24 protein-coding genes, 1 tRNA gene and 1 pseudogene are annotated in these 23281 nt (G+C 63.0%); 8 read left to right on the forward strand and 18 right to left on the reverse strand.

Features of this window, described 5'->3' with window-relative positions; genetic code table 11:
- Nucleotides 1–52: 52 nt before the first annotated feature.
- Nucleotides 53–562 (reverse strand): prolyl-tRNA synthetase associated domain-containing protein, encoded by a 510-nt coding sequence (locus tag P3R82_RS26655; protein ID WP_183899921.1) that lies wholly within the window; start codon nucleotides 560–562, stop codon nucleotides 53–55.
- A gap of 254 nt (nucleotides 563–816) precedes the next feature.
- Here P3R82_RS26655 and P3R82_RS26660 point away from each other — a divergent pair.
- A tRNA-Gly gene (locus P3R82_RS26660) sits at nucleotides 817–891 on the forward strand.
- Between the two features lie 223 nt (nucleotides 892–1114).
- Nucleotides 1115–1918 carry an exodeoxyribonuclease III gene (locus P3R82_RS26665; protein WP_283195953.1) on the forward strand — a complete coding sequence of 268 codons (804 nt, stop codon included), beginning with the start codon at nucleotides 1115–1117 and terminating at the stop codon, nucleotides 1916–1918.
- A 15-nt stretch (nucleotides 1919–1933) separates the two neighbouring features.
- Here P3R82_RS26665 and P3R82_RS26670 read toward each other — a convergent pair whose 3' ends face one another.
- A complete protein-coding gene (locus P3R82_RS26670) occupies nucleotides 1934–2389 on the reverse strand; it encodes a cyclic nucleotide-binding domain-containing protein (RefSeq protein ID WP_018901914.1) in 456 nt (151 codons plus the stop codon).
- A gap of 2 nt (nucleotides 2390–2391) precedes the next feature.
- A complete protein-coding gene (locus tag P3R82_RS26675; RefSeq protein ID WP_183899918.1) occupies nucleotides 2392–3075 on the reverse strand; it encodes a response regulator transcription factor in 684 nt (227 codons plus the stop codon).
- Between the two features lie 172 nt (nucleotides 3076–3247).
- Between P3R82_RS26675 and P3R82_RS26680 the strand changes: the two genes are divergently transcribed.
- A complete protein-coding gene (locus P3R82_RS26680) occupies nucleotides 3248–3769 on the forward strand; it encodes a L,D-transpeptidase (RefSeq protein WP_283196430.1) in 522 nt (173 codons plus the stop codon).
- A gap of 148 nt (nucleotides 3770–3917) precedes the next feature.
- A complete protein-coding gene (locus tag P3R82_RS26685) occupies nucleotides 3918–4748 on the forward strand; it encodes an aldo/keto reductase (RefSeq protein WP_283195954.1) in 831 nt (276 codons plus the stop codon).
- A gap of 38 nt (nucleotides 4749–4786) precedes the next feature.
- On the opposite strand, the gene P3R82_RS26690 is transcribed toward P3R82_RS26685, so the two are convergent.
- From P3R82_RS26690 to P3R82_RS26725, 8 genes and pseudogenes are all read right to left on the reverse strand, one after another.
- Nucleotides 4787–5374 carry a DUF2585 domain-containing protein gene (locus tag P3R82_RS26690; RefSeq protein WP_183899916.1) on the reverse strand — a complete coding sequence of 196 codons (588 nt, stop codon included), beginning with the start codon at nucleotides 5372–5374 and terminating at the stop codon, nucleotides 4787–4789.
- Nucleotides 5371–6015 carry a septation protein A gene (locus P3R82_RS26695; RefSeq protein WP_183899915.1) on the reverse strand — a complete coding sequence of 215 codons (645 nt, stop codon included), beginning with the start codon at nucleotides 6013–6015 and terminating at the stop codon, nucleotides 5371–5373. Before P3R82_RS26695 ends, P3R82_RS26690 begins: the two co-directional genes overlap by 4 nt.
- A gap of 129 nt (nucleotides 6016–6144) precedes the next feature.
- Nucleotides 6145–7778 (reverse strand): annotated as a pseudogene (ftsY, locus tag P3R82_RS26700) (signal recognition particle-docking protein FtsY).
- 15 nt (nucleotides 7779–7793) lie between these two features.
- Nucleotides 7794–9068, reverse strand: a complete 1275-nt coding sequence (gene mtaB / locus P3R82_RS26705; protein WP_283195955.1) for a tRNA (N(6)-L-threonylcarbamoyladenosine(37)-C(2))-methylthiotransferase MtaB — start codon at nucleotides 9066–9068, stop codon at nucleotides 7794–7796.
- Entirely contained in the window at nucleotides 9065–9973 is a 909-nt protein-coding gene (gene dapF / locus P3R82_RS26710) for a diaminopimelate epimerase (RefSeq protein ID WP_283195956.1), read from the reverse strand. The genes mtaB and dapF overlap by 4 nt, the downstream gene beginning before the upstream one ends.
- A 583-nt stretch (nucleotides 9974–10556) precedes the next feature.
- Nucleotides 10557–11780, reverse strand: coding sequence for an argininosuccinate synthase (locus P3R82_RS26715; RefSeq protein WP_183899911.1), 1224 nt, complete (start codon nucleotides 11778–11780; stop codon nucleotides 10557–10559).
- Between the two features lie 212 nt (nucleotides 11781–11992).
- The gene (locus P3R82_RS26720; RefSeq protein ID WP_283195957.1) at nucleotides 11993–12235 is read right to left on the reverse strand and encodes a type II toxin-antitoxin system ParD family antitoxin; all 243 of its coding nucleotides are present in this window, start codon (nucleotides 12233–12235) and stop codon (nucleotides 11993–11995) included.
- Between the two features lie 10 nt (nucleotides 12236–12245).
- Complete coding sequence (locus tag P3R82_RS26725) at nucleotides 12246–12488, reverse strand: type II toxin-antitoxin system ParD family antitoxin (RefSeq protein ID WP_283195958.1); 243 nt, start codon at nucleotides 12486–12488, stop codon at nucleotides 12246–12248.
- Nucleotides 12489–12585: 97 nt separating this feature from the next.
- Between P3R82_RS26725 and P3R82_RS26730 the strand changes: the two genes are divergently transcribed.
- Nucleotides 12586–13437: an SDR family NAD(P)-dependent oxidoreductase gene (locus P3R82_RS26730; RefSeq protein ID WP_283195959.1), complete on the forward strand. Its 852-nt coding sequence runs from the start codon at nucleotides 12586–12588 to the stop codon at nucleotides 13435–13437.
- A 98-nt stretch (nucleotides 13438–13535) separates the two neighbouring features.
- A complete protein-coding gene (locus P3R82_RS26735; protein WP_283195960.1) occupies nucleotides 13536–14177 on the forward strand; it encodes a LysE family translocator in 642 nt (213 codons plus the stop codon).
- 2 nt (nucleotides 14178–14179) lie between these two features.
- On the opposite strand, the gene P3R82_RS26740 is transcribed toward P3R82_RS26735, so the two are convergent.
- The 5 genes from P3R82_RS26740 to P3R82_RS26760 form a co-directional block, all read right to left on the reverse strand.
- Nucleotides 14180–14974, reverse strand: a complete 795-nt coding sequence (locus tag P3R82_RS26740; protein WP_283195961.1) for an ABC transporter ATP-binding protein — start codon at nucleotides 14972–14974, stop codon at nucleotides 14180–14182.
- Complete coding sequence (locus tag P3R82_RS26745; protein WP_283195962.1) at nucleotides 14971–15852, reverse strand: ABC transporter permease; 882 nt, start codon at nucleotides 15850–15852, stop codon at nucleotides 14971–14973. The genes P3R82_RS26740 and P3R82_RS26745 overlap by 4 nt, the downstream gene beginning before the upstream one ends.
- A gap of 240 nt (nucleotides 15853–16092) precedes the next feature.
- The gene (locus P3R82_RS26750; RefSeq protein WP_283195963.1) at nucleotides 16093–17049 is read right to left on the reverse strand and encodes an ABC transporter substrate-binding protein; all 957 of its coding nucleotides are present in this window, start codon (nucleotides 17047–17049) and stop codon (nucleotides 16093–16095) included.
- Between the two features lie 108 nt (nucleotides 17050–17157).
- The gene (gene rlmN / locus P3R82_RS26755; RefSeq protein ID WP_283195964.1) at nucleotides 17158–18393 is read right to left on the reverse strand and encodes a 23S rRNA (adenine(2503)-C(2))-methyltransferase RlmN; all 1236 of its coding nucleotides are present in this window, start codon (nucleotides 18391–18393) and stop codon (nucleotides 17158–17160) included.
- Between the two features lie 227 nt (nucleotides 18394–18620).
- The gene (locus tag P3R82_RS26760; RefSeq protein WP_183902682.1) at nucleotides 18621–19172 is read right to left on the reverse strand and encodes an invasion associated locus B family protein; all 552 of its coding nucleotides are present in this window, start codon (nucleotides 19170–19172) and stop codon (nucleotides 18621–18623) included.
- A 331-nt stretch (nucleotides 19173–19503) separates the two neighbouring features.
- Between P3R82_RS26760 and P3R82_RS26765 the strand changes: the two genes are divergently transcribed.
- Both P3R82_RS26765 and P3R82_RS26770 read left to right on the forward strand, forming a co-directional pair.
- Nucleotides 19504–20064 carry a sigma-70 family RNA polymerase sigma factor gene (locus P3R82_RS26765; RefSeq protein WP_183902681.1) on the forward strand — a complete coding sequence of 187 codons (561 nt, stop codon included), beginning with the start codon at nucleotides 19504–19506 and terminating at the stop codon, nucleotides 20062–20064.
- 138 nt (nucleotides 20065–20202) lie between these two features.
- Entirely contained in the window at nucleotides 20203–22170 is a 1968-nt protein-coding gene (locus P3R82_RS26770; protein WP_283195965.1) for a TetM/TetW/TetO/TetS family tetracycline resistance ribosomal protection protein, read from the forward strand.
- A 284-nt stretch (nucleotides 22171–22454) separates the two neighbouring features.
- Here P3R82_RS26770 and P3R82_RS26775 read toward each other — a convergent pair whose 3' ends face one another.
- Both P3R82_RS26775 and P3R82_RS26780 read right to left on the reverse strand, forming a co-directional pair.
- A complete protein-coding gene (locus P3R82_RS26775; RefSeq protein ID WP_283195966.1) occupies nucleotides 22455–22859 on the reverse strand; it encodes a YkvA family protein in 405 nt (134 codons plus the stop codon).
- Nucleotides 22860–22948: 89 nt separating this feature from the next.
- Entirely contained in the window at nucleotides 22949–23254 is a 306-nt protein-coding gene (locus P3R82_RS26780; protein WP_283195967.1) for a 4a-hydroxytetrahydrobiopterin dehydratase, read from the reverse strand.
- Nucleotides 23255–23281: the final 27 nt, after the last annotated feature.

Genomic DNA, 23281 nt, shown 5'->3' on the forward strand with positions numbered 1-23281 from the left:
AGTATCTCCCGCCGCGCCGGTCAGCCGGCTTTTCTAGCGTTAAAATCGTATGTCAGGACGTCACTTTCAAGACAAGCGGCGTATGACCGGTCGCTTCCATGAAGCGCACGAGGTCGGCGCTTGCGATCGACGTCGTCGCGTCGTTGGACAGCGGATGGCAATTGATAATCTCGTCCTTCATCAGATCGGCATCAAGAACGAATGTGACCTTGTGATCGGAATCGTTGATGGCGCCGAAGGCGGTCACCGCGCCGGGAATGACGCCGAGATATTCCATCAGCTTTTCCGGCTTGCCGAACGACACCTTGCTGGCGGCGCCGATCAGCGTATGCACCGTCTTCAGGTCGACCGAGGCATTTTCCTCGACGGTGAGCAGGAAGAACTGGTCCTTCTTGTCCTTCACGAACAGGTTCTTCGTGTGGCCGCCGGGAATCTCGTCGCGCAGCGCCACCGATTCGGCCACCGTGAAGACCGGCGCATGCGTCTTGGTGCTGTGCCTGATGCCGAGCCCGTCGAGAAAGGCGTAGAGTTCGGCTGCGGTCTTCGGCGTCTTCTCGGTCATGGCTCGTTCCAGCACTCTAATGGGATAAGGCGCCCCCTGATTACGTCTCCCTCCGGTTTTTTGCAACGTGCCTGTTCGCCGCTTTTCCCTGCATTTGCGGCATTTTAGGTGGGGCGGGAAAAGCTTTTCAAATTTTTCTTCGCCTTTCCGTCATTTCCCTGTTGCATTTGAAAATCGTTTGGGCGATATAGCGCCCGTCGCCGCAAGGTGGCGCCCATGGTCCTCCAAACTACCACAGGCCGTCGGGATTATGAGCGGGTGTAGCTCAGTGGTAGAGCACAACCTTGCCAAGGTTGGGGTCGAGGGTTCGAACCCCTTCGCCCGCTCCAAATCTTCCCAACCGGTTGATATAATTAGGATGTGATCGCCCGGCGATCGTATCGACCGGCCTCGCCGCGCAAGCCGGCTATCCTCCTGGATAGCAATCCCGGAAGCGCTAGGCACGTCTCCCGGACCAGCGCGCCTCTCCCTCCATTTTCTTCACGCGCGTCCGTTCCATCCATGCGGCCTTTGCTCTAAAGCCAGTCGAACGGAACTGGAAAAGGCAGCGCAATGGGCTTCTCGATCACCACCTGGAACATCAATTCGGTCCGGCTGCGCATGCCGATCGTCGAGCAGCTCGTCCTCAAGCATCGCCCCGATATCATCTGCCTCCAGGAAACCAAGGTGCCGAACGAGCTGTTTCCCTTGGCGCCGCTGAAGGCGATGGGCTACGAGCATGTGATCATCCATGGCCAGAAGGGCTATCACGGGGTGGCGATCGCCTCGCGCTTTCCGCTCACCGAGGACCATCGTCAGGATTACTGCAAGGTCGGCGATTCCAGGCATATTTCGGCGGTGTTCGAGCGCGGGGGAAAGCGCATCCGCATTCACAATTTCTATGTGCCGGCCGGTGGCGACGAGCCGGATCGGACGATCAATCCGAAATTCGGCCACAAGCTCGATTTCATCGAGGAGATGAAGCTGCTCAAGGCCGATGGCGAGGCCAATACCTCGGCGATCCTCGTGGGCGATCTCAATATCGCGCCGATGGAACACGACGTCTGGTCGCACAAGCAGCTGTTGAAGATCGTCAGCCACACGCCCGTGGAGACCGAGGGGCTGCTCGAGGTGATGAAGCGCGGCCAGTGGCTGGACCTGATGCGGCAGAACGTGCCGGAGACGCAGAAGCTCTATACATGGTGGAGTTACCGCGCCAAGGATTGGGAAGCGGCCGATCGCGGCCGGCGTCTCGACCATATCTGGTCGTCGCACGACCTCGGGCCGCATCTGCAGCGCGTCGAGATCCTGAAAGAGGCGCGCGGCTGGGACCGGCCGTCCGACCACGTGCCGGTGACGGCGCATTTCGATCTTTAAACGTCGAAAAGAGCCTCAGGCGAAGCGGTGAAGCTCGGCGGCGGCCTTTGCCGCCAGGGCTGCGATATTGTCGCGGATGCGCTGCTGGATCAGCAAAGCCGCATCCGGATATTCCTCGATCAGCCGGTGAAACAGCGCGCGGGTGATGCGGATGATCGCCGTGTCCTCGCGGGCGATCGCCGTGAACTTGCGCTCGACCAGCGTCACCAGCGCAAGCTCCGACAAAAGCGTGCCGGACCCGACAACCGCCTGAACCTCAGGCTTGTTGTCGCGTCCGGTGTGGCTCAGTTCGACGCTGCCGCTGACGATGACGTAGGCGCTGTCGGCGGGAGAGCTTTCGCGAAAAAGCATCTGCCCGTTGGAGATCACGCGCCGATCCGCGCCGAAGGCGATCAGCCGCAGCTGATCCTCCGACATTCCGTTGAAAAGCGGAAGCTGCGCCAGCAGCTGGATATCGTCATTCAGCGCCATGGCTACGGTACGATCTTGTAGCCGCCGTTTTCCGTGACCAGGATTTCGGCGTTCGACGGATCACGCTCGATCTTCTGGCGCAGGCGGTAGACGTGGGTTTCCAGCGTGTGGGTGGTGACGCCGGAATTGTAGCCCCAGACTTCCTCGAGCAGCACGTCGCGGGTCACGACCTTCTGTTCGGCGCGGTAGAGATAGCGGATGATCGCCGCTTCCTTTTCCGTGAGGCGGATCTTCTGGCCGTTTTCCGTGGTCAGCAACTTCTGGCTCGGCTTGAAGACATAGGGTCCGACGCTGAAGGTGGCGTCCTCGCTCTGCTCGTGCTGGCGCAGCTGCACGCGGATGCGGGCAAGCAGCACGGCGAAGCGGAAGGGCTTCGTCACGTAGTCGTTGGCGCCGGCCTCGAGGCCGAGGATCGTATCCGAATCGGTGTCATGGCCCGTCAGCATGATGATCGGCGCCTTGAGGCCGCCCTTGCGCAAGAGCTTCACCGCCTCGCGGCCATCCATATCGGGAAGGCCGACATCCATGATCAGGAGATCGATGGCCGTCGCGCGGGCGCGTTCGACGCCCTTGGCAGCCGTGGATTCCTGGAGAACCGTGAACTCGTCATAGAGCGCGAGCTGCTCCGTGAGGGTTTCGCGGAGGTCGTCGTCATCATCCACCAACAAAATGGTGCGTGCTGTCATGCGGCTATGTCCCTCGCCATCTGGTCCCCTTACTCCTACGCCAACTTTAGGATGTTGGCAAAGATCAGGATACCAAGCTGTTGTCGTATATGGTGCTATATGATTTCAATCACTGCCCCGGCAATTGCAAAAACATGTGAGAAACATGGAAAAAACAAGGCGGAAACCGTCTATACAACCAAGGATCATCACCGTTCGACCGTCACCGGGGCAGAAAAGCCGGGCTTTGCTGCAATTCGGGACAATCACGGTGCCCGCCGCGGTTGGTCGCTCGGGGCGCACCACACGCAAGCGTGAAGGCGACGGCGCCACTCCGATCGGCGAAATGCGGCTGCTTTCGGGCTTCGCGCGCGGCGAAAGAATCTCCGGCCTGCGAACCCGGCTACCGATTCGCCTGATCCGCGCCGACATGCTGTGGTGCGATCAGCCCGGTGACGCCAACTACAACAGGCTGGTCAGGGCGCCGTTTGGCAAAAGCCACGAAAAGATGAAGCGCGACGACGGGCTCTACGACCTCTGCCTGGTCATGGACTGGAACGTCACCTCGCGCGTCCGCAATCGCGGCTCGGCGATCTTCTTCCACCTGATCCGCCCCGGCTACCAGCCGACGGAGGGCTGCATCGCCGTTCATCGGCGCGACATGAACCGGATATTGCCGCATCTGCGCAAGGGTACGGTCGTCAGGGTTTTATGAAGCTGGCGCGGGCGAGGGGTGATATCGCCGCCCGCCTGACCTATATGCAATGCGACCGGCGCCCGGGCTGAGAGGCGCTTCGGGAAACGGCGGCACGGTCGCCGTTCAACACGCCCCGTTCCATTCATCGCTTTCGCGGAGATTTATTGTGGCACAGCAATCCATCATCACGTTTCACGACGGGCATTCCATACCCCAGGTCGGCCTCGGCGTCTGGCAGACGCCCAACGACATGGCGGCACCGGCGGTACGCGCGGCCATCGAGGCCGGCTATCGCCATGTCGATACGGCCGCCGTCTATGAAAACGAAGAGGGCGTCGGCGAGGGCATCCGCTCGTCGGGCGTCGACCGCAAGGACATCTTTCTCACGACCAAGCTCTGGAATTCGGAGCAGGGCTACGAGACGACGCTGAAGGCGTTCGACAACAGCCTGAAGCGGCTGGGTACCGATTACGTCGACCTCTACCTCATCCACTGGCCGGCGCCAAACCGCGACGCCTATGTCGATACGTGGAAAGCCTTCATCAAGCTGCGCGAAGAGGGCCGGGCGAAGTCGATCGGCGTCTCGAATTTCTATCCTGAACATATCGAACGGCTGATTGCAGAGACCGGCGTCGTGCCCGTCATCAATCAGATCGAGCTGCATCCGGACTTCCAGCAGAAAATCGCGCAGGAAGCGCACAAGAAGCTCAACATCGCCACGCAGTCCTGGAGCCCGCTCGGCCAGGGCAAGCTGATCGCCCACCCGGTTCTCGCCAAGATCGCTCAGAAGCACGGCAAGACGCCGGCGCAGGTGATCATTCGCTGGCACATGGACAGCGGCCTCGTCGTCATCCCGAAATCGGTGACGCCGTCGCGCATCGTCGAGAACTTCCAGGTCTTCGACTTCAAGCTCGATGGCGACGACATGGCCGAGATCGCCAAGCTCGACAGCAGCACGGCACGCATGGGGCCGGACCCGAAGACGGCGACGTTCTAAGGATTTGAGTCAGGGCCTGGAGCCAGCTGCCGGCTGCTCTAGGCCCCGCCCTGCCACGTCTTCACCGCTTCCAGCGGCCAGACCAGCATCAGCACGTTGAGCGTCAGGTTGTCGCGGATCATGTAGCCGGTGAAGAGCTCGAAGAAGATGGCGAGCGTCACCGTCAGCCAGACCGGCGCGCGCCAGGCGAAGAAGAAGCCGAGCGCCATGAACACGGTGTCCATCGCGGAGTTCAGGATGCTGTCGCCGTAATAGTCGAGCGAGATCGTCGCGGTGCGATAGCGGTCGATGATGATGGGCGAGTTCTCCAGAAGCTCCCAGCCGGATTCGATCACCACCGCCAGGAGCAGTTTCATCGCGATCGGCTTGCCGCGCAGCACGAGATGCGCCAGACCGTAGAACACGAAGCCGTGGATGATGTGCGACGGCGTGTACCAGTCGGAGATGTGCTGCGAGTTGCCGCTGGAATTGACGGTGCCCTCCCACAGCTTGACATAGCCGCAGGTGCAGATCAGCGTGCGCCCCATCAGATATTCGGCGACGATCTGCGCCAGCAGAACGGCCAGGCAGGCGATGAACCAGAAGGTCTGGTTCCTGGCTCTCTCCGCCGCTCCGAGCGCTGTCACTGGCCGGCTTCTCCCTCGGGCGCGATCGTGTGCTTCATGATCAGCGGCATCTGCGCCAGCGTGAACAGGATGGTGATCGGCATCGTGCCCCAGACCTTGAAGGCGACCCAGGTGTCGTCGGAGAAGTTGCGCCAGACGATCTCGTTCAGAACGGCGAGGAACAGGAAGAACAGGCCCCAGCGGACCGTCAGCTTGCGCCATCCCTCGGCGTCGAGCTGGAAGGCGGCGTTGAAGACGTAGCCGAGCAATGATTTGCCGAACAGAAGCCCGGCGAGCAGCGTCAGGCCGAACAGCGCGTTGATGATCGTCGGCTTCATCTTGATGAAGGTCTCGTCCTGCAGATAGATCGACAGCGAGCCGAAGATCAAAACGACGACGCCCGAAACGAAGGGCATGACCGGCAGGTGCTTGAGGACGATCTTCGAGATGGTGAGCGAGATCACCGTCGCCGCCATGAACAGGGCCGTGGCGACGAAGAGGGGGCCGCCGAGCGAGGCCAGGACGGGGAATTTCTCGACCAGCCAGGGGCCGCGCAGATTGGCGAAGAAGAAGATCAGCAACGGCCCAAGCTCCAGCGCCAGCTTGAGCATCGGATGATGCTTGTCGGCAGCCGACGGGGTGATATCGCTTTCGGTCGTCATGAGGTCCCTAATCCGTTCCCTGGTGTAGTCTTGGGTCTAGTCTTGATCCGCGACGCTTGCGCGCCGTTGCGGGCATATCTGTGGCATCAATCGCCATTGACGGCAATGGCACCGCGCTGATCGGGCCGATCAGCCCCGCGCCTCTCCCAGCCCCGCGATCGCCTGGGCGAAATCCTCGGCCTCGAAGGGCTCCAGATCGTCCACGCCTTCGCCGACGCCGATGAAATAGACCGGCAGCTTGTGCTTGGCGGAGATGGCGACGAGGATGCCGCCGCGCGCCGTGCCGTCGAGCTTGGTCATGATCAGGCCGTTGACGCCGGCGACGTTGCGGAAGATCTCGACCTGGCTCAGGGCATTCTGGCCGGTAGTTGCGTCGAGCGTCTGCAGCACGGTGTGCGGCGCGTCGGGATCGAGCTTGCCGAGCACGCGTACGATCTTCTCGAGCTCGGCCATCAGCTCGGTCTTGTTCTGCAGGCGGCCGGCCGTGTCGATGATCAGCACGTCGCATTTCTTCTGCCTGGCCTGCTCGAAGGCGTCATAGGCAAGCCCCGCCGCATCGGCGCCGAGCTTGGTGCCGACGAATTCCGACTTGGTGCGGTCGGCCCAGATCTTCAGCTGCTCGATCGCCGCGGCGCGGAACGTATCGCCGGCCGCCACCATCACCTTCAGTCCGGCGCCGGAGAGCTTGGCGGCGAGCTTGCCTATCGTGGTGGTCTTGCCGGTGCCGTTGACGCCGACGACCAGGATGACATGCGGCTTGTGGCTGAGATCGAGCTGCAGGGGCTTGGCGACCGGCTTCAGCACCTTGGTGATCTCGGCCGCCATGATCCGGCTCACATCCTCGCCCGACACGTCCTTGCCGTAGCGTTCCGACGCCAGCGTATCGGTGACGCGCAGCGCCGTCTCGACACCGAGATCGGCCTGGATCAGGAGGTCCTCGAGATCCTGCAGCGTGTCGTCGTCGAGCTTGCGCTTGGTGAAGAGCGCCGAGATCTGGCCTGTCAGCTGCGAGGAGGTGCGGGCCAGGCCGGCGCGCAGGCGCTGGAACCAGTTGAGCTTGGCCGGGGCCACGATGGCGACGGATTCGGGGGTCGCGGCGGCGGTGGAGAAGCCCTTGGGGAGGATGGGGGCGTCGGTGTCGGTCGGACGTGGTTCGGTGGAGTCGATAGAAGCTGACTCGGAGGGTGCGATACCCCCTCTGCCCTGCCGGGCATCTCCCCCACAAGGGGGGAGATTGGCTGGGCGGGATCGCTCGTTTCATCCTCGATCGTTTCGTCGGTTGACGGCTCGGCCTTGCCACTCTCATCAACATGAGGGGTCTGGTCGGGAGCTTCCCGCGAGTCGATCTCCCCCCTTGTGGGGGAGATGTCCGGCAGGACAGAGGGGGGTATCGCATCCTCGACGCTGGCGACTTCCGCCTCCGCCTCCGCCTCGGCCTCCAGCAAGGACAACGGCACCAGCCCGACATCATCGGTCGCCAGCGCCGTCGGCAAATCCTCGGAAACCTCGTCCTCGGCGACATCCTGACGATCGGCCGAAGGTCCGCCCGCGGTGTCCATCTCTTCCGGCAGCACCGGATCGGCGGCGAGCGGCAGGTCGTCCACCGGCGCGGGCGGCGGCGTTACATCCGCAGAGGCCGGTGTCTCCGCGACCGGCTCGATCGCGACCTCGGGGGCCTTGGTCTCGACTGTATCCGGCGTCTGCTCTTCCGCCGTCTTGTCGGGGCCGAAGGTGAAGACCTTTTTGATGAAGCTGAACGCCATGAGAATTCCGTCAGGTCAGGCCGCGTCGGCGGCCGTCAGTTGCATGTCGAGGTGCTTGCCGTCGTGGCCGATGATATCGACCTCGACCAGCGCCCGTGGCTTGAGCCCCGGTGCCGCGACAAGCGTGAAGTTTTCCGTATGCGCCAGTCCGTTGTTTTCCACCAGCAGCCATTGCCGCGTGCCCACCATGCCGTCGAGATGGGACTGATGCAGCATATGTCCAGTGGCGCGCAGCCGCGCCGCCCGTTCCTTGACGAGCCGCCGGTCGAGCTGCGGCATCCGTGCCGCCGGTGTTCCCGGTCGCGGGCTGTAGGGGAAGACGTGGAGATGCGCGATTTGCGCGTCCTCGGCGAGCCTCACCGCGTTGTCGAACATCTCTTCCGTCTCGGTCGGGAAACCGGCGATCATGTCGGCGCCGATCGAGATCTCCGGCCGCAGCCTTCTGACCTCGTTGACGAATTCGAGCGCATCGGCGCTGGAGTGCCGCCGCTTCATCCGCTTCAGGATCATGTCGTCGCCATGCTGCAGCGACAGATGCAGATGCGGCATGAAGCGCGCTTCGTCGGCGATGAGATCGAGGAGATGCCGGTCCGCCTCGATGCTGTCGATCGACGACAGCCTGAGACGCCGGATATCCGGCACCTGCTTCAGCAGCGTCTTCGCCAGCAGCCCGAGCGTCGGCTCGCCCGGCAGGTCGGCGCCGTAGCTGGTGGCGTCGACGCCGGTCAGCACGATCTCGCGATAGCCGCTTTCGGTAAGCTTGCGCGCCTGGTCTACAACCGATCCCATCGGCACCGAGCGCGAATTGCCCCGCCCATAGGGGATGATGCAGAAAGTGCAGCGGTGGTCGCAGCCGTTCTGCACCTGGATGAAGGCGCGCACATGGCCGTCGATATGCTTGACCATCTGCGGCGCGGTCGCCTTGACGCTCATGATGTCGTTGACGCGCAGCTTCTCTTCGGCCGAGACGCCGAAATCCGGAAGCGCGCGGTAACTGGCGCTCTTGAGCTTCTCTTCGTTGCCGAGCACCGCATCGACCTCGACCATCCCGGCGAAGGTTTCCTTCTCGGTCTGCGCCGCGCAGCCGGTGACGATGATGCGGGCTTCGGGATTGTCGCGACGCGCGCGGCGGATCGCCTGGCGCGCCTGGCGCACGGCCTCGCCTGTCACGGCGCAGGTGTTGACCAGTATCGCGTTGTTGAGCCCGGCCTTCTCGGCCTCGGCCCGCATCACTTCGGATTCGTAGGTATTCAGACGACAGCCGAAGGTGATGACCTCGACCCCACTCACTTGGCGTCCGCCCCCGGAACCTCGGCCGCATCGCGCCGCCACGCGCCGGTTGAGGGATCGACGGTGCCGGACCATTCCCATTCGGCCGGGCCGGTCATGACCACATGGTCGTCGTCCCGCCATTCGATGACGAGCGGCTGCCGGCTCGGCGCGGAGGCGACGTCGATGGTCACCTTGCGCCCGGTGCGGCCGGTGCGCGCGGCGGAAACGCCGGCGGCGCAGGCGGCCGAACCGCAGGCGAGCGTCAGGCCCGCGCCGCGCTCCCAGGTGCGGGTGCGCAGGCTGCTCTCGGACGTGACCTGCGCCAGCGTGATGTTTGCCTTTTCGGGGAACATCGGATGGTTCTCCAGCAGCGGTCCGAAACGCTCCAGATCGAAGCTCATCGGATCCCTGTCGACCCAGAAGATCGCATGCGGATTGCCCATCGACATGGCCGAGGGAGAGTGCAGCACCGGATTGTCGATCGGGCCGATCTGCAACTCGATGCGGCTGGTATCGAAGAATTCTTCCGACAGCGGGATCTTGTCCCACTGAAACACCGGTCTGCCCATGTCGACCGAGATGGTCCCGTCCTCGAGTTCGACGGCATTCAGGATGCCGGCGACGGTCTGGAAGGTGAAGACCTTCTTGCCGGTTTCGGCCGAAAGCGCCTGCACCACGCAGCGCGTGCCGTTGCCGCAGGCCTGCGCCTTGGTGCCGTCGCAGTTCAAGATGTCGATCCAGGCATCGGTGCCCTCGGCCTTCGGATCATGGATCGCCATGATCTGGTCGAACGCAGTCTCGGCATCGGCATTGAGCGCGATGGCGGCCTGAGGCGTCACCTTGTCGGTGCGCCCGCGCATGTCGACAACCAGGATCTTGTTGCCAAGCCCGTTCATCCTCGCGAATTCGACCGTTGCGCTCATTTGTCTCTGATCCATGTCCGTTCGGGCTGTATATGGCGGAAATGCGTGGGAATTACCAGTGGGCGGCGCGCGGTCCATCTGCTTCCTTCATCCCGTCGCAACGGGGAAAATTTCGCGCCATGGACAAGAAACATCGCGACATTATCAGCAGCATAGCGAAATTCGCGACAGTTTTTCATCCCCGTCGCCCGCGATCGCCACACACTGTCCAGGTCATTGGACAGGGAGCCGGGTTCGCGAACCGGTAACGCCAAGGTTGGCATCCGGCGTTCAGTGATGGTTGTCAGAGGTGGATCGAAGGCCGTCGGGGCCTGATATCCATCCGGCAAGGAAAGGCCGAGAGACGCTCCTGTCGGCCCGGACGACCCGGAAACCTCGAAGCAGCCGGGCAGGCGGACCGCCTGACACACATACCACCCATACAATGCCGTCTGCCCGTTCCCGTTTTTGGGTCCGCCGCCGTCGCCGAGCTTCGCTCCGCGCGGGGTTTCGTGGTGCGCGCCGTCCACCCCATGCAAAAGCAGCAGCCGAATACAAAAAGGCCCGCGCGAGGCGGGCCTTTCGAAACCAGATCAGCAGTCGATCACTTGACCAGATTGCGCTTGGCCAGCGTGCGCAGGCGCAGCGCGTTGAGCTTGATGAAGCCGGCGGCGTCCTTCTGGTCGTAGGCGCCCTGGTCGTCCTCGAAGGTAACCAGCTTGTCGGAGTAGAGCGACTTGTCGCTTTCGCGACCGATGACCATGACGTTGCCCTTGTAGAGCTTCAGCGTCACTTCGCCCTCGACATGCTCCTGGCTCTTGTCGATCAGCGCCTGCAGCATCTCGCGCTCCGGCGAGAACCAGAAGCCGTAATAGATCAGCTCGGCGTAGCGCGGCATGATCTCGTCCTTGAGGTGGGCGGCACCACGGTCGAGCGTGATGCTCTCGATCGCACGGTGAGCCGACAGCAGGATCGTGCCGCCGGGGGTCTCGTAGACGCCGCGCGACTTCATGCCGACATAGCGGTTCTCGACGAGGTCGAGGCGGCCGATGCCGTTGTCGCGGCCGTAAGTGTTGAGTGCTGCGAGCAGCGTCGCCGGGCTCATGCGCACGCCGTTGATCGAGACGGCATCACCCTTCTCGAAGCCGACCTTGATAATGGTGGCCTTGTCGGGTGCCGCTTCCGGCGAGATGGTGCGCATGTGCACATATTCGGGCGCCTCGACAGCCGGATCTTCCAGAACCTTGCCCTCGGAAGAGGAGTGCAGCAGGTTGGCGTCGACGGAGAACGGCGCTTCGCCCTTCTTGTCCTTGGCAACCGGAATCTGGTGGGCTTCGGCGAAGGCGAGCAGGTCGGTACGCGACTTAAACGACCAGTCGCGCCAAGGAGCGATGATCTTGATGTCGGGGTTCAGCGCGTAGGCCGAGAGCTCGAAACGAACCTGGTCGTTGCCCTTGCCGGTGGCGCCGTGCGCAATGGCGTCGGCGCCGGTCTTCCTGGCGATGTCGATCAGGTGCTTGGAGATCAGCGGGCGGGCGATCGAGGTGCCGAGCAGGTAGACGCCTTCGTAGACGGCATTGGCGCGGAACATCGGGAAGACGAAATCGCGCACGAATTCCTCGCGCACGTCCTCGATATAGATCTCCTTGATGCCAAGCATCTCGGCCTTCTTGCGCGCCGGCTCGAGCTCTTCGCCCTGTCCGAGGTCGGCCGTGAAGGTGACGACTTCGGCGTTAAGCTCGGTCTGCAGCCACTTCAGGATGATCGAGGTGTCGAGACCGCCGGAATAGGCGAGGACGACTTTCTTTACGTCTTTGTGCGATGCCATGATGATGAGATCCGTTGTGCCAGGAGGGTCGCGGCCAGCCGCAAGACCCGGTATCGCCGGGCACTTTTAGCGAGATTGACGCCGGACGCAAGGGCAAGGACGTCGAGAAACCGGGCCGCTAGAGGTGCTTTGCGATGTTCATGCGACGATGCAGGATGCGGATGATGGTGAGTTGGTCGCCGACCGCGCGATCGCTGAGACGAATTGCCTGATCATCGAGCGCGTCGCACGCGTTTTGCCTTTATGAATGCATCGAAATCGAAGGGGCGCGGAACGCCCGATTGCTCACCCTCCATGATCGCCGCCTCGATCGCATCACGCTCGGCCTTGTGCTGCAGCACACGCAATGCCGCATCGACGACCTCGTCGACGGAACCGTAATTGCCGTCCCGCAACTGTGTATCGATGAACTCTTCCATCTGCGCGTCGAGGCGGATCGTTTCCAGCCTGCCCATGCGGGAGCTCCTAGCGGATATATTTGCGATGCACCTCTTTCAGGAATGCCTCGCCGTCAAATTCCTCCGGCTCGCCTGACTGCTCGCCCTCGATGATGGCTGCCCGGATCGCCTCGATCTCGGCCTGGTCGCGCAAGAGCTGAAGGCCGTGATCGATGACTTCGCCCGCCGAGGCGTAACGGCCATCGCCGAGCTGCTCTTCGATGAAATCTTCCATGCGATCATCGATCGTTACCGACATGACCCTGATCATCTAGGCTCCCGCGATCCGCTTGCCAGTGGTTTGACTTGCCCTTCGAGATTACCATATCTGGCCGCGAGCGAACAATCCCAGGCGAAAGGCTGAAGCCGTGACCGATCTCACCGATATCATCAAGCCCTCCAACGTCGCCGTCATCACCGGTGGCGCCTCTGGCATCGGCCTGGCGGCCGCCAAGCACTTCGCGACAAAGGGCATGAACGTCGTCATCGCCGATCTCGGCGCCGACCGGCTGGCCGCTGCGGCAAAGGCGGTCGCGGCCATGTCCGGAGACGACCACGTCATGGCTGTCGAGACCGACGTCTCCGACAAGGCGGCGCTGCGGGCGCTGGAGCGGCAGGTCGTCCAGCGCTTCGGCAAGGTGCATGTGCTGATGAACAATGCCGGCATCGGGCCGGAGACCTCGATCTTCAGCGCCGACAGCGGCTGGGACGCGATCCTGGGCGTCAACCTGATGGGCGTCGTCAACGGCACGCGTACTTTCGGCCCCGGCATGCTCGCCCATGGTGAGCCGGGCCTGATCATCAACACCGGTTCCAAGCAGGGCATCACCACGCCACCCGGCAACCCCGCCTACAACGTCTCCAAGTCAGGCGTGAAGGTGTTCACCGAGGCGCTGGAGCACGAGCTGCGCAACACCAAGGGCGGCAAAATCTCCGCCCACCTGCTGATCCCCGGCTTCGTCTTCACAGGGCTTACCAAGGGCGACCGCGCCGATAAGCCCGCCGCCGCCTGGACCCCGGAACAGACGGTCGATTTCATGATCGAGAGCATCGAGAAGGGCGATTTCTATATCCTCTGCCCCGACAACGACGTCGCCCGCCCTGTCGACGAGCGCCGCATGGCCTGGGCGATCGGCGACATCATCGAGAACCGCCCGCCGCTGTCGCGCTGGCATCCCGACTATGCCGAGCGCTTCAAGGCGTTTCTCGAAGGCAAGTAAGAGCTGAAGCGATCGGGCCTATTAGAAGGTTTGATTGGTGCATTTCCTGAAACCCGGATATGAGACATTGCTTTCACATCCGGCTTCAAGAGTGTGCAATGGATTTTCTGCCGAGCCTGCCGACGCTTCTGACCTTTTCCGCCGCCAGCCTGCTTTTGGCCGCGACACCCGGCCCCGACATGACGCTGTCGATCAGCCGGGCGCTGTCGCAGGGCAAGAAGCCGGCGCTCTATGTCGTGCTCGGCACCAGCCTCGGCATCGTCGTCCATACCATGCTGGTCGCCTTCGGCATCTCGGCGCTGATCACCGCCTCGCCGACGGCCTTCATGATCCTGAAGACGGGCGGCGCCGCCTATCTGCTCTGGATGGCGGTTCAGGCGATCCGCTACGGCTCCAAGCTCTCGGTCGAAAAGGTCGAGGACGCGAAAGGCACGCCGCTGTCGAACATATCGAGCGGCTTCTGGGTCAACCTGTTGAACCCCAAGGTCATCATCTTCTTCATGACCTTCCTGCCGCAGTTCGTCACATCAGGTGATCCTGATGTCACGCAGAAGCTGCTCTTCCTCGGCTTCTTCTTCATCGTCATCGGCATGCCGGTGAACGCGCTCGTCGTGCTCGCCTCCGACTGGCTGGCGACCTGGCTGCAGAACAACAGGAAGGTGCTGCGCGGGATGGACTACACCTTCGCCGGCGTCTTCTCCGTCTTCGCGGCCAAGATCTTCTTCACCCAGGCGCGCTGATATCAGCCGATCAGCAGCGCGTCGTCGTCGAGCGTCTGGCCGCGCATCTTGCGGAACATGTCGATCAGGTCTTCGACCTGCAGGTCCTTGCGGCTGTCGCCCGACACGTCGAGCATGATCTCGCCGCCATGCAGCATGATGGTGCGGTGGCCGTAGTCCAGCGCCTGGCGCATCGAGTGCGTCACCATCAGCGTCGTCAGCTTGCGCTCCGAGACCACGCGGTCGGTGAGCCCCATGACGAACTCGGCCATCCCTGGATCGAGAGCCGCCGTATGCTCGTCGAGCAACAATACCTCGGAGCCGGCAAGCGTCGCCATGACAAGCGAGATCGCCTGCCGCTGGCCGCCGGAGAGAAGATCCATGCGGTCCTTCATCCGGGTCTCGAGGCCGAGATTGAGTTCGGCGATGCGTTCGCGGAAATGCTCGCGCCGGCGTGGCCCAAGCGCCGAGGTCAGCCCGCGCCGCTCGCCGCGCCGTGCCGCCAGCGCCAGGTTCTCCTCGATCGACAGCGCGCCGCAGCTTCCCGTCAGCGGGTCCTGGAAGACGCGGGCGACGAGGCCGGCGCGCGCCGCGGTCGGCTTGCGAGTGACGTCGGTGTGGCCGATCATCACCTGTCCCTCGCTCGCCAGCACATCGCCGGCGAGCACGCCCAAGAGCGTCGACTTGCCGGCGCCGTTGGAGCCGATGACGGTGACGAACGAGCCTTCCTCGATCGTCAGGCTGACGCCGTTCAGCGCCTGCTTCTGCAGCGGCGTTCCCTTGCCGAAGACGACCTTGATATCCTTGAGCGTGATCATGACGAGGCACCTCCGCGGCGAAGGCGGGGAAGGATGAGCGCAACCGTGACCAGGGCCGCGGTGACGAAATTGAGGTCGGAGGCCTGCAGGCCGATGACGTCGCTCGACAGCGCCAGCTGGATGGCGATGCGGTAGAGGATCGAGCCGATGACGCAGCCGATCAGCGCGATCAGCAATCCGCGCCGGCCGAGCAGCGTCTCGCCGATGATGACGGCGGCAAGGCCGACGACGATGGTGCCGACACCGGAGGTCACGTCGGCGAAGCCGTTGGTCTGCGCGAACAGCGCGCCGCCGAGCGCCACCAGCGCGTTGGAAATCGCCATGCCGAGATAGATCTGGCGGTTGGTATCGACGCCCTGGGCGCGGGCCATGCGGGCATTTGCGCCAGTGGCGCGCATCGCCAGACCGGAATCGCTCTCGAGGTAGCGCCAGACGACGATGACGGCGACGACGACAAGCACGCCGACGAAGAGCGGCCGCACGTAGAAATCGCGCAAGCCGAGGCCGAAGAACGGGCTGATCATCGTGTCGGCATTGATCAGCGCGACGTTCGGCTTGCCCATGACGCGCAGGTTCACGGAAAACAGGGCGATCATCGTCAGGATCGATGCGAGCAGGTTGAGGATCTTGAAACGGACGTTGAGCATGGCGGTGACCATGCCGGCGGCCGCCCCCGCCGCCATGGCGATCAGCGCCGCCAGCCAGGCGTTCACGCCCGCGATGATCAGCACCGCGGTCACGGCGGCGCCGAGCGGAAACGAGCCGTCCACGGTCAGATCCGGAAAATCGAGCACACGGAATGCGAGGTAAACGCCGAGCGCGACGAAGGCATAGACCAGCCCCAGCTCCACGGCTCCCCAGAATGCGATCTGACTCAAGGCTTTTGCCCTTTCCTGTGCTGTTTCCGTGGCAAAGACCCCTCCCAACCCTCCCCACAAGGGGGAGGGCTTAACCCAGCCGATCCGCCCTGCCACGATTGGGGCAGACGGGTGCCACGGGTCTTCTCCCCCTTGTGGGGGAGATGGCCGGCAGGCCAGAGAGGGTCTTCATCTCTATGCGATCAGCCGCCCCCGTGCAAACGGGAGCGGCTGATCATTCAGGTGTTGATGGTGACTGGCTCAGTCAATCGTCTTCGTCGCGCGCTTCAGCACGCTCTCGGGCAGCGTCACGCCCATCTTGGCGGCCGCACCCTTGTTGATGACGAGATCGCTGCCGGCGGCGACCTTGACCGGGATGTCGCCGGGGTTCTCGCCCTTCAGGATGCGAACGACGATCTCGCCGGTCTGCTTGCCGACGTCGTAGTAGTTGAAGCCGAGAGCGGCGACCGAGCCGCGCGAAACGGAATCTGTGTCGGCGGTGAAGAGCGGCAGCTTGGCCTCTTCGGCGACGGCCACGGCACCCTCGAGCGCCGAGATGATGGTGTTGTCCGTCGGCACGTAGATCGCATCGGCGCGGCCGACGAGGGCGCGGGCGGCACCCTGCACTTCGGCGGACTTGGTGGCGGCGGATTCGACGACCTTGAGGCCGGCCTTTTCGGCCTCGACCTTCAGCACCGCGAGCAGCGATACCGAGTTCGCTTCACCGGAATTGTAGAGGTAGCCGATCGTCTTGGCGTTCGGCAGGATTTCCTTGATCAGCGCCACGTGTTCGGCAACCGGCGACATGTCCGAGAGGCCGGTGACGTTGCCGCCGGGCTTGTCCATGTTCTTGACCAGTTGCGCGCCGAGCGGATCGGACACGGCGGTGAAGACGACCGGGATGTCGCGGGTCGACGAGACCACGGCCTGCGCCGAAGGGGTCGAGATCGGCACGATGACGTTGGGGCCGTCGCCGGCGAACTGGCGGGCGATCTGGGCGGCGGTCGCGGGATTGCCCTGCGCCGACTGGAACACGAACTTGAGGTTCTTGCCTTCCTTGTAGCCTGATGCCGTCAGCACGTCGAGAACGCCCTTGCGGGCGGCGTCGAGCGCCGGATGTTCGACGATCGCGGTGACGGCGACGGTCACGTCTTCGGCTTTCGCGGGAAGGGAAAGGGCAAGTGTCGCGGCCACGGCGGCGAGCAGTACGGAACGCATGGGTATCCTCCAACTATGATTTTGGGCCGCTTGTAGGAAAAGCGGGCCCTGAAATCAATCATCAGAAGATGCTGTTAGGATCAAACTTGCTGATCACTCACGCGAATGTCAGTCGTCCGAGCCGTGATTGGCGATCATCATCGCCTCGAAGGCCAGACGCTCGGTCTTGCGCATGCGCTCCGATTCCGACTTCAGCTGGCCGCAGGCGGCGAGAATGTCGCGGCCGCGCGGCGTGCGGATCGGCGAGGCATAGCCGGCCGAGTTGATGAAATCGGCGAACTTCTCGATCTGCGCCCAGTCGGAGCACTGGTAGTTGGTGCCCGGCCATGGGTTGAACGGAATGAGGTTGATCTTCGCCGGCACGCCCTTGAGCAACTGGATCAGCCCCTTGGCATCCTCCAGGCTGTCGTTGACGTCCTTCAGCATCACATATTCGAAGGTGATGCGACGGGCGTTGGACAGCCCCGGATACTTGCGGCAGGCGTCGATCAGCTCCTTCAGCGGATACTTCTTGTTGATCGGCACCAGGATGTCGCGCAGGTCGTCGCGCACGGCATGCAGCGAGATCGCCAGCATGACGCCGATCTCGTCGCCGGTGCGGAAGATTTCGGGAACGACACCAGAGGTCGAGAGCGTGACGCGTCTTTTCGAAAGGGAAAGTCCGTCGCCGTCGGTGGCGATCAGGAGCGCCTGCTTGACGCTGTCGAAATTGTAGAGCGGCTCGCCCATGCCCATCATCACGATGTTCGAAACCTTGCGGCCCTCGGCCGGCATGATCGTGCCCTGCGGCGCTTCGCGATCGGGGAAGTCGCCCAGCCGGTCGCGGGCGAGCAGGAGCTGCGACAGGATTTCCTCCGCCGTCAGGTTGCGCACAAGGCGCTGCGTGCCGGTGTGACAGAAGGAACAGGTGAGCGTGCAGCCGACCTGGCTGGAGATGCAGAGCGTGCCGCGCCCTTCCTCGGGAATATAGACCGCCTCGATCTCGACGGGACGACCGGCGCCGCGCGGCGGAAAGCGCAGCAGCCACTTGCGGGTGCCGTCGTTGGAGACCTGCTCCTCGACGATCTCGGGTCTTGCGATCGTGAAATGCGTCTTCAGCGTCTCGCGCATGTCCTTGGAGATATTGGCCATGTGGTCGAAGTCGGAGACCCCGCGCACATAGATCCAGTTCCACAGCTGCGCCACGCGCATTTTGATCTGCTTGTCCGGCACGCCCTTTTCGCGCAGTGCCTGTCCCATTTCCTCGCGGGTGAGGCCGATCAGCGAGGGCTTCGGCAGGGCTTCGCCGCGCGCGGGCTGGTTGCCCGCGGGCTTGAGAACGGTCATCGCATCCATGACGGACATTTCATCTAATCCCGAATTCAACATGCGATCCTCCCGATAGTCTCAACGACTGGCGGGCGGAACGGGCATGAAGGCAGAAAGTGAATGCGGACCTTGGCGGCCGAGCCGCGATCCATCCGCTGTTGTGCGCGCCTTTAGCATCATTTTTGCCATCCGTCACTATAGATGGAAACGACGAAGGCCGGCGCAAGGCCGGCCTTCGAAAATCCAGGGTGTGCCGCCAGCGCTTACTTGCAGCTTTCGATCTGCTTCAGCGACGCCGAAATGCCGGCCAGCGAGTAGCTGTAGGAGGTCTGCGTGCCCTTGCGGGAGACGGCGTTGACGGTCATCGAGCGGCCGCCCTTCATGGCGGCGACGAGCGCCGGTTCCTGGGCGGCGTTCTCGACCCAGCCGGCCCTGTCCTTGGTGAACATCACGAAGGTCTTGTTGTCGATGATGACGTCGATCTTCGAGGCGTCCTTGACGGTGTAGCCCATCATCGCCTGCGGCTCGTAGGAGATGTTCTGGCCCGGGCGCTGCGAGACGATGAAGAAGTTCTCGCCATGGTCGATGCCGGCGGGCTTCTTTTCGGTCGGTACCGAGAGAACGTAGCAGACGGTGCTGGAGCCCTGCTTGTAGGAATAGGCGCCCCAGGCCTGGAACTGCTGGATGCGGGTCGGCGCCGAGGAAGCGGCGGCGGCGGGTTGCTCCGCGGCGGCGGGCTTCTTGGACTGAGCGGATGCGATGCCGGCGCCGGCGAGAACGAGGGAAAGGGCGAGTACGGTACTTTTTACAAACATGGATATTCCTGCCGGTTCTTGCGATTCGAGCCCGAGCGAGCGGGCGGCGCATAATCACGATCTGCTTTATTTTGACTTAATTCAGGTTACCAAAGCGTCAACGCAGGTCGCGAGAAGTCCGTGCCTGTGCCATTTCCACCCGGGTGTCAATGTTGAGCGCCGGATTAACGCTCGGGATGATGTGGTCCGAAAACGATCTGAAACCATCGCTCTTAAGGAATTTAAGACATAAAGATAAAGGCAAGAGTTTGACGTTTCGGAAATCCGATGTAGGTCATTAAGGTATGGAAATCCGTTAAGGAATTCGCGGAGCCAGGGGGCTTTGAAGGGAATGGACGCCGAGGACAAACAGCGCTTCGCTGCCCTAGCCGGGGCTGTGGCGGAACGCCGCGACCAGCAGGCGTTCGCCATCCTGTTCGACTATTTCGCCCCACGCCTGAAATCCTGGCTTCTCAGGCAGAAAATGACGGCGAGCGAGGCGGAAGAGCTCGTTCAGGAAGTGATGATCGTGCTCTGGCACAAGGCCGCTCTTTACGATTCGTCGCGCTCGTCGCTGTCGACCTGGCTCTTCCGCATCGCCCGCAATCGCCGCATCGACCTGCAGCGCCGCGCCCGCGCCCGCATCCTCGACGAAGACGATCCGGCTCTGCAGCCGTCGCCCGAGATCGGCGCCGACGAGATCGTCGCCAATGGCGATCGCGATGCACAAGTTCGTGAAGCGGTGAGCCAATTGCCCGAGGAACAGCGCGAAATGCTCCGCGCCGCCTTCTTCCTCGGCCAATCACACTCCGAAATCGCCGAATCGACTGGCCTGCCGCTCGGCACCGTCAAATCCCGCATCCGCCTCGCCTTCGGCAAGCTGAAAAAGGTGCTGGAAGCGGAAAACGCGTGAGCCGAACCGCCATCGCGCCCTTGCAACGAAGGGAAGAATAGTATCGGATGCCTTCATCCACAGATGGAGGTAATCACATGCGCCGTCACATGTTCGAAGCCAATGGAGCCACTCCCGTAGCCATGAACATGTTGTGCGATGCGAACACTCAATCTTGGAATCCTGGCGCATGTAGACGCCGGAAAGACTAGCCTCACCGAACGCCTGTTGTTTCACGCCGGTGTCATCAAGACGCTGGGCGGCGTCGATACCGGCGACACTCAGACCGACACCTTGCAGCTGGAGCGCGACCGCGGCATCACCATCCGCTCGGCGGTGGCGTCGTTCAGCGCGCGAGGCACGCGGATCAACCTTCTGGACACCCCGGGCCATCCCGACTTCATTGCCGAGGTCGAACGCGTGCTCGGTGTGCTTGACGGCGCGGTGCTTGTCGTCTCCGCCGTCGAGGGCGTGCAGGCGCAGACCCGCGTCCTGATGCGCGCCCTTGCCCGGCTGAAGGTGCCGACCGTCATCTTCGTCAACAAGATCGATCGGCGCGGCGCCGGCGGCGGGGCAGCACTTGCCAATCTCCGCGACCGCCTGACGACGGCCCTCGTGCCGATGGGAACCGTCAGCGCACCCGGAACGCCGCTCGCGCGCTTCGACCCCGGCGCCTGGCACGACCGAGCCTTCCAAGCCAGCGTTCTGCAGGCGCTGGCCGAGCGTGACGATGACCTGCTCGCTGCCTTCGCGGATGATCGCGCCGTGGAGGCGGGCACGCTACGCGAACGGTTGGCGCGGCAAACCGCCCATGGCCTGATCTTCCCGGTCTATTTCGGCTCGGCCATAACAGGCGCCGGGATCGAGGAGTTGATTGACGGCATCACCGACTTTCTCCCGGCGCCGATACCGCCGAAGGACGGCCCGGTGTCGGCAACCGTCTTCAAGGTCGAACGCAATGCGGCAGGGGAGAAGCTCGCGCTGCTTCGTGTGGTCTCAGGCGCCCTGCGCGTTCGCGACCGTATCCCGATCGCGGACTCACTCGCCGGCCCAATCGCCTACAAGGAAAACCGCATCACCGATGTCGAGGTCTTTACCGAAGGACGCGTGAGACGCAGTGATGTTGCCCAGGCAGGCGATATCGCCAGAGTAAGAGGTCTGTCAGACATCAAGGTCGGGGACTGGATCGGAGACCGCGCCACGGCCCCGCAAAGGCAGTTCGCGCCGCCCATGCTGGAAGCGGCGATCGTGCCGGATGACAAGGGAGATGCCCCTGCGCTGTGGAAGGCCCTGTGCCAGCTCTCCGAACAGGACCCGCTGATCAATCTGCGGCAGGGCGACGGCGAGGATGGTCTGTCGATCTCGCTCTATGGCGAGGTCCAGAAGGAAGTGATCGAGCACACGTTGAAGGTTGACTACGGCCTTTCCGTGCGCTTCCTCGACACCTCACCGATCTATGTCGAGCGCATCCTCGGCGTCGGAAATGCCATCGAGCACGCGCCCGATCCGTTTCTGGCAACCATTGGGCTTCGCGTCGAAGCCGGCGAAAATGAAGGCCGGCATCGGCTGGTCTTCGAGGTCGAACCGGGCGCCGCACCGCCATTCGCCTTCAAGGCGATCGACGAAGCCCTTGAAGCCGCGTTCGGCCAGGGAATTCATGGCTGGCAGGTGATCAACGCCTCGGTTTCAATCACCGAGATCACCAGGCTTCGAAAGTGGACGACGAGTACCCCGTCGGACCATCGCAATCTGACGCCTCTGGTGCTGGCGCAGGCATTGCGGATCGCCGGAACGGAGGTCTGCGAGCCGATCGACCGTATCACGATCGACATGCCCGCCGACGCGCTGCCACGCGTGCAAAGCCTGCTGATGCGCCTCGACGCAGCACTCGAACCGCCGGTCGCCAGCGGAGAGATGATGATGCTCACTGGCACGATCGCCGCCATCAAAATCCACGACATCCAACGCGCCCTGCCGTCGCTGACAAGCGGTCTCGGGACGATGGAAACGGAGTTTTCAGGCTATCGGCCGGTCAGGGGCGCGGCGCCAGTGCGCCGTCGATCGGGGCCGAACCCGTTTTCCCGCAGCGAGTATCTGGCGCAGCTGAAAGGCGCGCGCCAAGTGTGAAAAGTCAGCGTGAGGGCCGGCAAACAGCCGGCCCTCACACTGCTGACAAAGATGTTTCTGGTGGCAGAAGCCTCGAAATCCCTCATTCCTGTCCTTGTGACAGGAATCCAGCCACGACGCGTCGGCGTCGTGAAAATACTCTTTCCGTCCAAGGACTTGGACGACTGGATTCCTGTGACAAGCACAGGAATGAGGGATGCTGGGCATCCGACCGCGACCAAGTTGGACTTCGTTATTGTTCAACCGCGAGCTTTGTCAGCATTCTGGGCCGGCGAACAGCCGGCCTACACCGTCTTCATATCCTCGGGCCGCACGCGATCGGGCGCGTCCGCGAGCGCCTTGTCGGCGGCGTCGTAGTGGCTGGGCCGGATATTGCGGTTGACCATCGCGAAGGCGGCCGAGAGAACGGCGATGTCGTCGGAAAAGCCGATGCCGACAAGCAGGTCGGGCACCATGTCGACTGGCAGCACGAAATAGGCGAGCGCGGCGAGCAGCGTGCCGCGCACCTTGAGTGGCGTCTCACGGTCGAGCGCGCAGTAATAGGCGGCGACGAGATCGCGCGAGAAGGGAACCCTGCGCGCCGCCTTGCGAAAGGTCGGCCAGAATTTCCGCCGAACGTTCTTCTCCCGCCGCTCCTGCGTTTCCTCATCGCCCGGCAGCAGGATCTCACCGTACTTGACGTCGTCCATGTCCACTTGACCCTCTGTTTTCACCTGGCCCCTTATATCCGTCGGCCCTTTCCGGTCAGGCCCGAATATGGGGGCTCCTGCGTCGTGATTCAATCGATCCGCCGCGCCGCCGCCTTTTCCATCAGGCCGGCGAGCTTGAAATCGAGTTCCGTCAGCCCGTCGGCCGAATGGGTGCTGAGCGCCACGTCCACCTTGGAATAGACGTTGAACCATTCCGGGTGGTGGTCGAGCTTCTCGGCGGCAAGGGCTGACTCCGTCATGAAGCCGAAGGCCTCGACGAAATTCTTGAACTTGTAGCTCTTGGTGATCGACTTGCCGCCGTCGCCGAGCGACCAGCCGTCGAGTTTCGCCAGTTCGTCGTAAATCGCCTGGCGTTCCAATTTGTCCCGTTTCATGCGATTGTCCTTTGCGTTCACCATGGG

It is taken from the genome of Rhizobium sp. AN80A, from assembly GCF_030053015.1.
Classification (GTDB): Bacteria; Pseudomonadota; Alphaproteobacteria; order Rhizobiales; family Rhizobiaceae; genus Rhizobium; species Rhizobium metallidurans.

Coding starts and splice junctions, on each gene's coding strand:
- P3R82_RS26780 (WP_283195967.1), bottom strand. CDS start 23,254: ATGAAACGGGACAAATTGGAACGCCAGGCGATTTACGACGAACTGGCG.
- P3R82_RS26770 (WP_283195965.1), top strand. CDS start 20,203: ATGCGAACACTCAATCTTGGAATCCTGGCGCATGTAGACGCCGGAAAG.
- P3R82_RS26655 (WP_183899921.1), bottom strand. CDS start 562: ATGACCGAGAAGACGCCGAAGACCGCAGCCGAACTCTACGCCTTTCTC.
- P3R82_RS26760 (WP_183902682.1), bottom strand. CDS start 19,172: ATGTTTGTAAAAAGTACCGTACTCGCCCTTTCCCTCGTTCTCGCCGGC.
- dapF (WP_283195956.1), bottom strand. CDS start 9,973: ATGAGCGCAACGGTCGAATTCGCGAGGATGAACGGGCTTGGCAACAAG.
- P3R82_RS26725 (WP_283195958.1), bottom strand. CDS start 12,488: ATGATCAGGGTCATGTCGGTAACGATCGATGATCGCATGGAAGATTTC.
- P3R82_RS26695 (WP_183899915.1), bottom strand. CDS start 6,015: ATGACGACCGAAAGCGATATCACCCCGTCGGCTGCCGACAAGCATCAT.
- P3R82_RS26765 (WP_183902681.1), top strand. CDS start 19,504: ATGGACGCCGAGGACAAACAGCGCTTCGCTGCCCTAGCCGGGGCTGTG.
- P3R82_RS26665 (WP_283195953.1), top strand. CDS start 1,115: ATGGGCTTCTCGATCACCACCTGGAACATCAATTCGGTCCGGCTGCGC.
- P3R82_RS26675 (WP_183899918.1), bottom strand. CDS start 3,075: ATGACAGCACGCACCATTTTGTTGGTGGATGATGACGACGACCTCCGC.
- P3R82_RS26740 (WP_283195961.1), bottom strand. CDS start 14,974: ATGATCACGCTCAAGGATATCAAGGTCGTCTTCGGCAAGGGAACGCCG.
- P3R82_RS26735 (WP_283195960.1), top strand. CDS start 13,536: ATGGATTTTCTGCCGAGCCTGCCGACGCTTCTGACCTTTTCCGCCGCC.
- P3R82_RS26670 (WP_018901914.1), bottom strand. CDS start 2,389: ATGGCGCTGAATGACGATATCCAGCTGCTGGCGCAGCTTCCGCTTTTC.
- P3R82_RS26715 (WP_183899911.1), bottom strand. CDS start 11,780: ATGGCATCGCACAAAGACGTAAAGAAAGTCGTCCTCGCCTATTCCGGC.
- P3R82_RS26750 (WP_283195963.1), bottom strand. CDS start 17,049: ATGCGTTCCGTACTGCTCGCCGCCGTGGCCGCGACACTTGCCCTTTCC.
- P3R82_RS26720 (WP_283195957.1), bottom strand. CDS start 12,235: ATGGGCAGGCTGGAAACGATCCGCCTCGACGCGCAGATGGAAGAGTTC.
- P3R82_RS26775 (WP_283195966.1), bottom strand. CDS start 22,859: ATGGACGACGTCAAGTACGGTGAGATCCTGCTGCCGGGCGATGAGGAA.
- rlmN (WP_283195964.1), bottom strand. CDS start 18,393: ATGTCCGTCATGGATGCGATGACCGTTCTCAAGCCCGCGGGCAACCAG.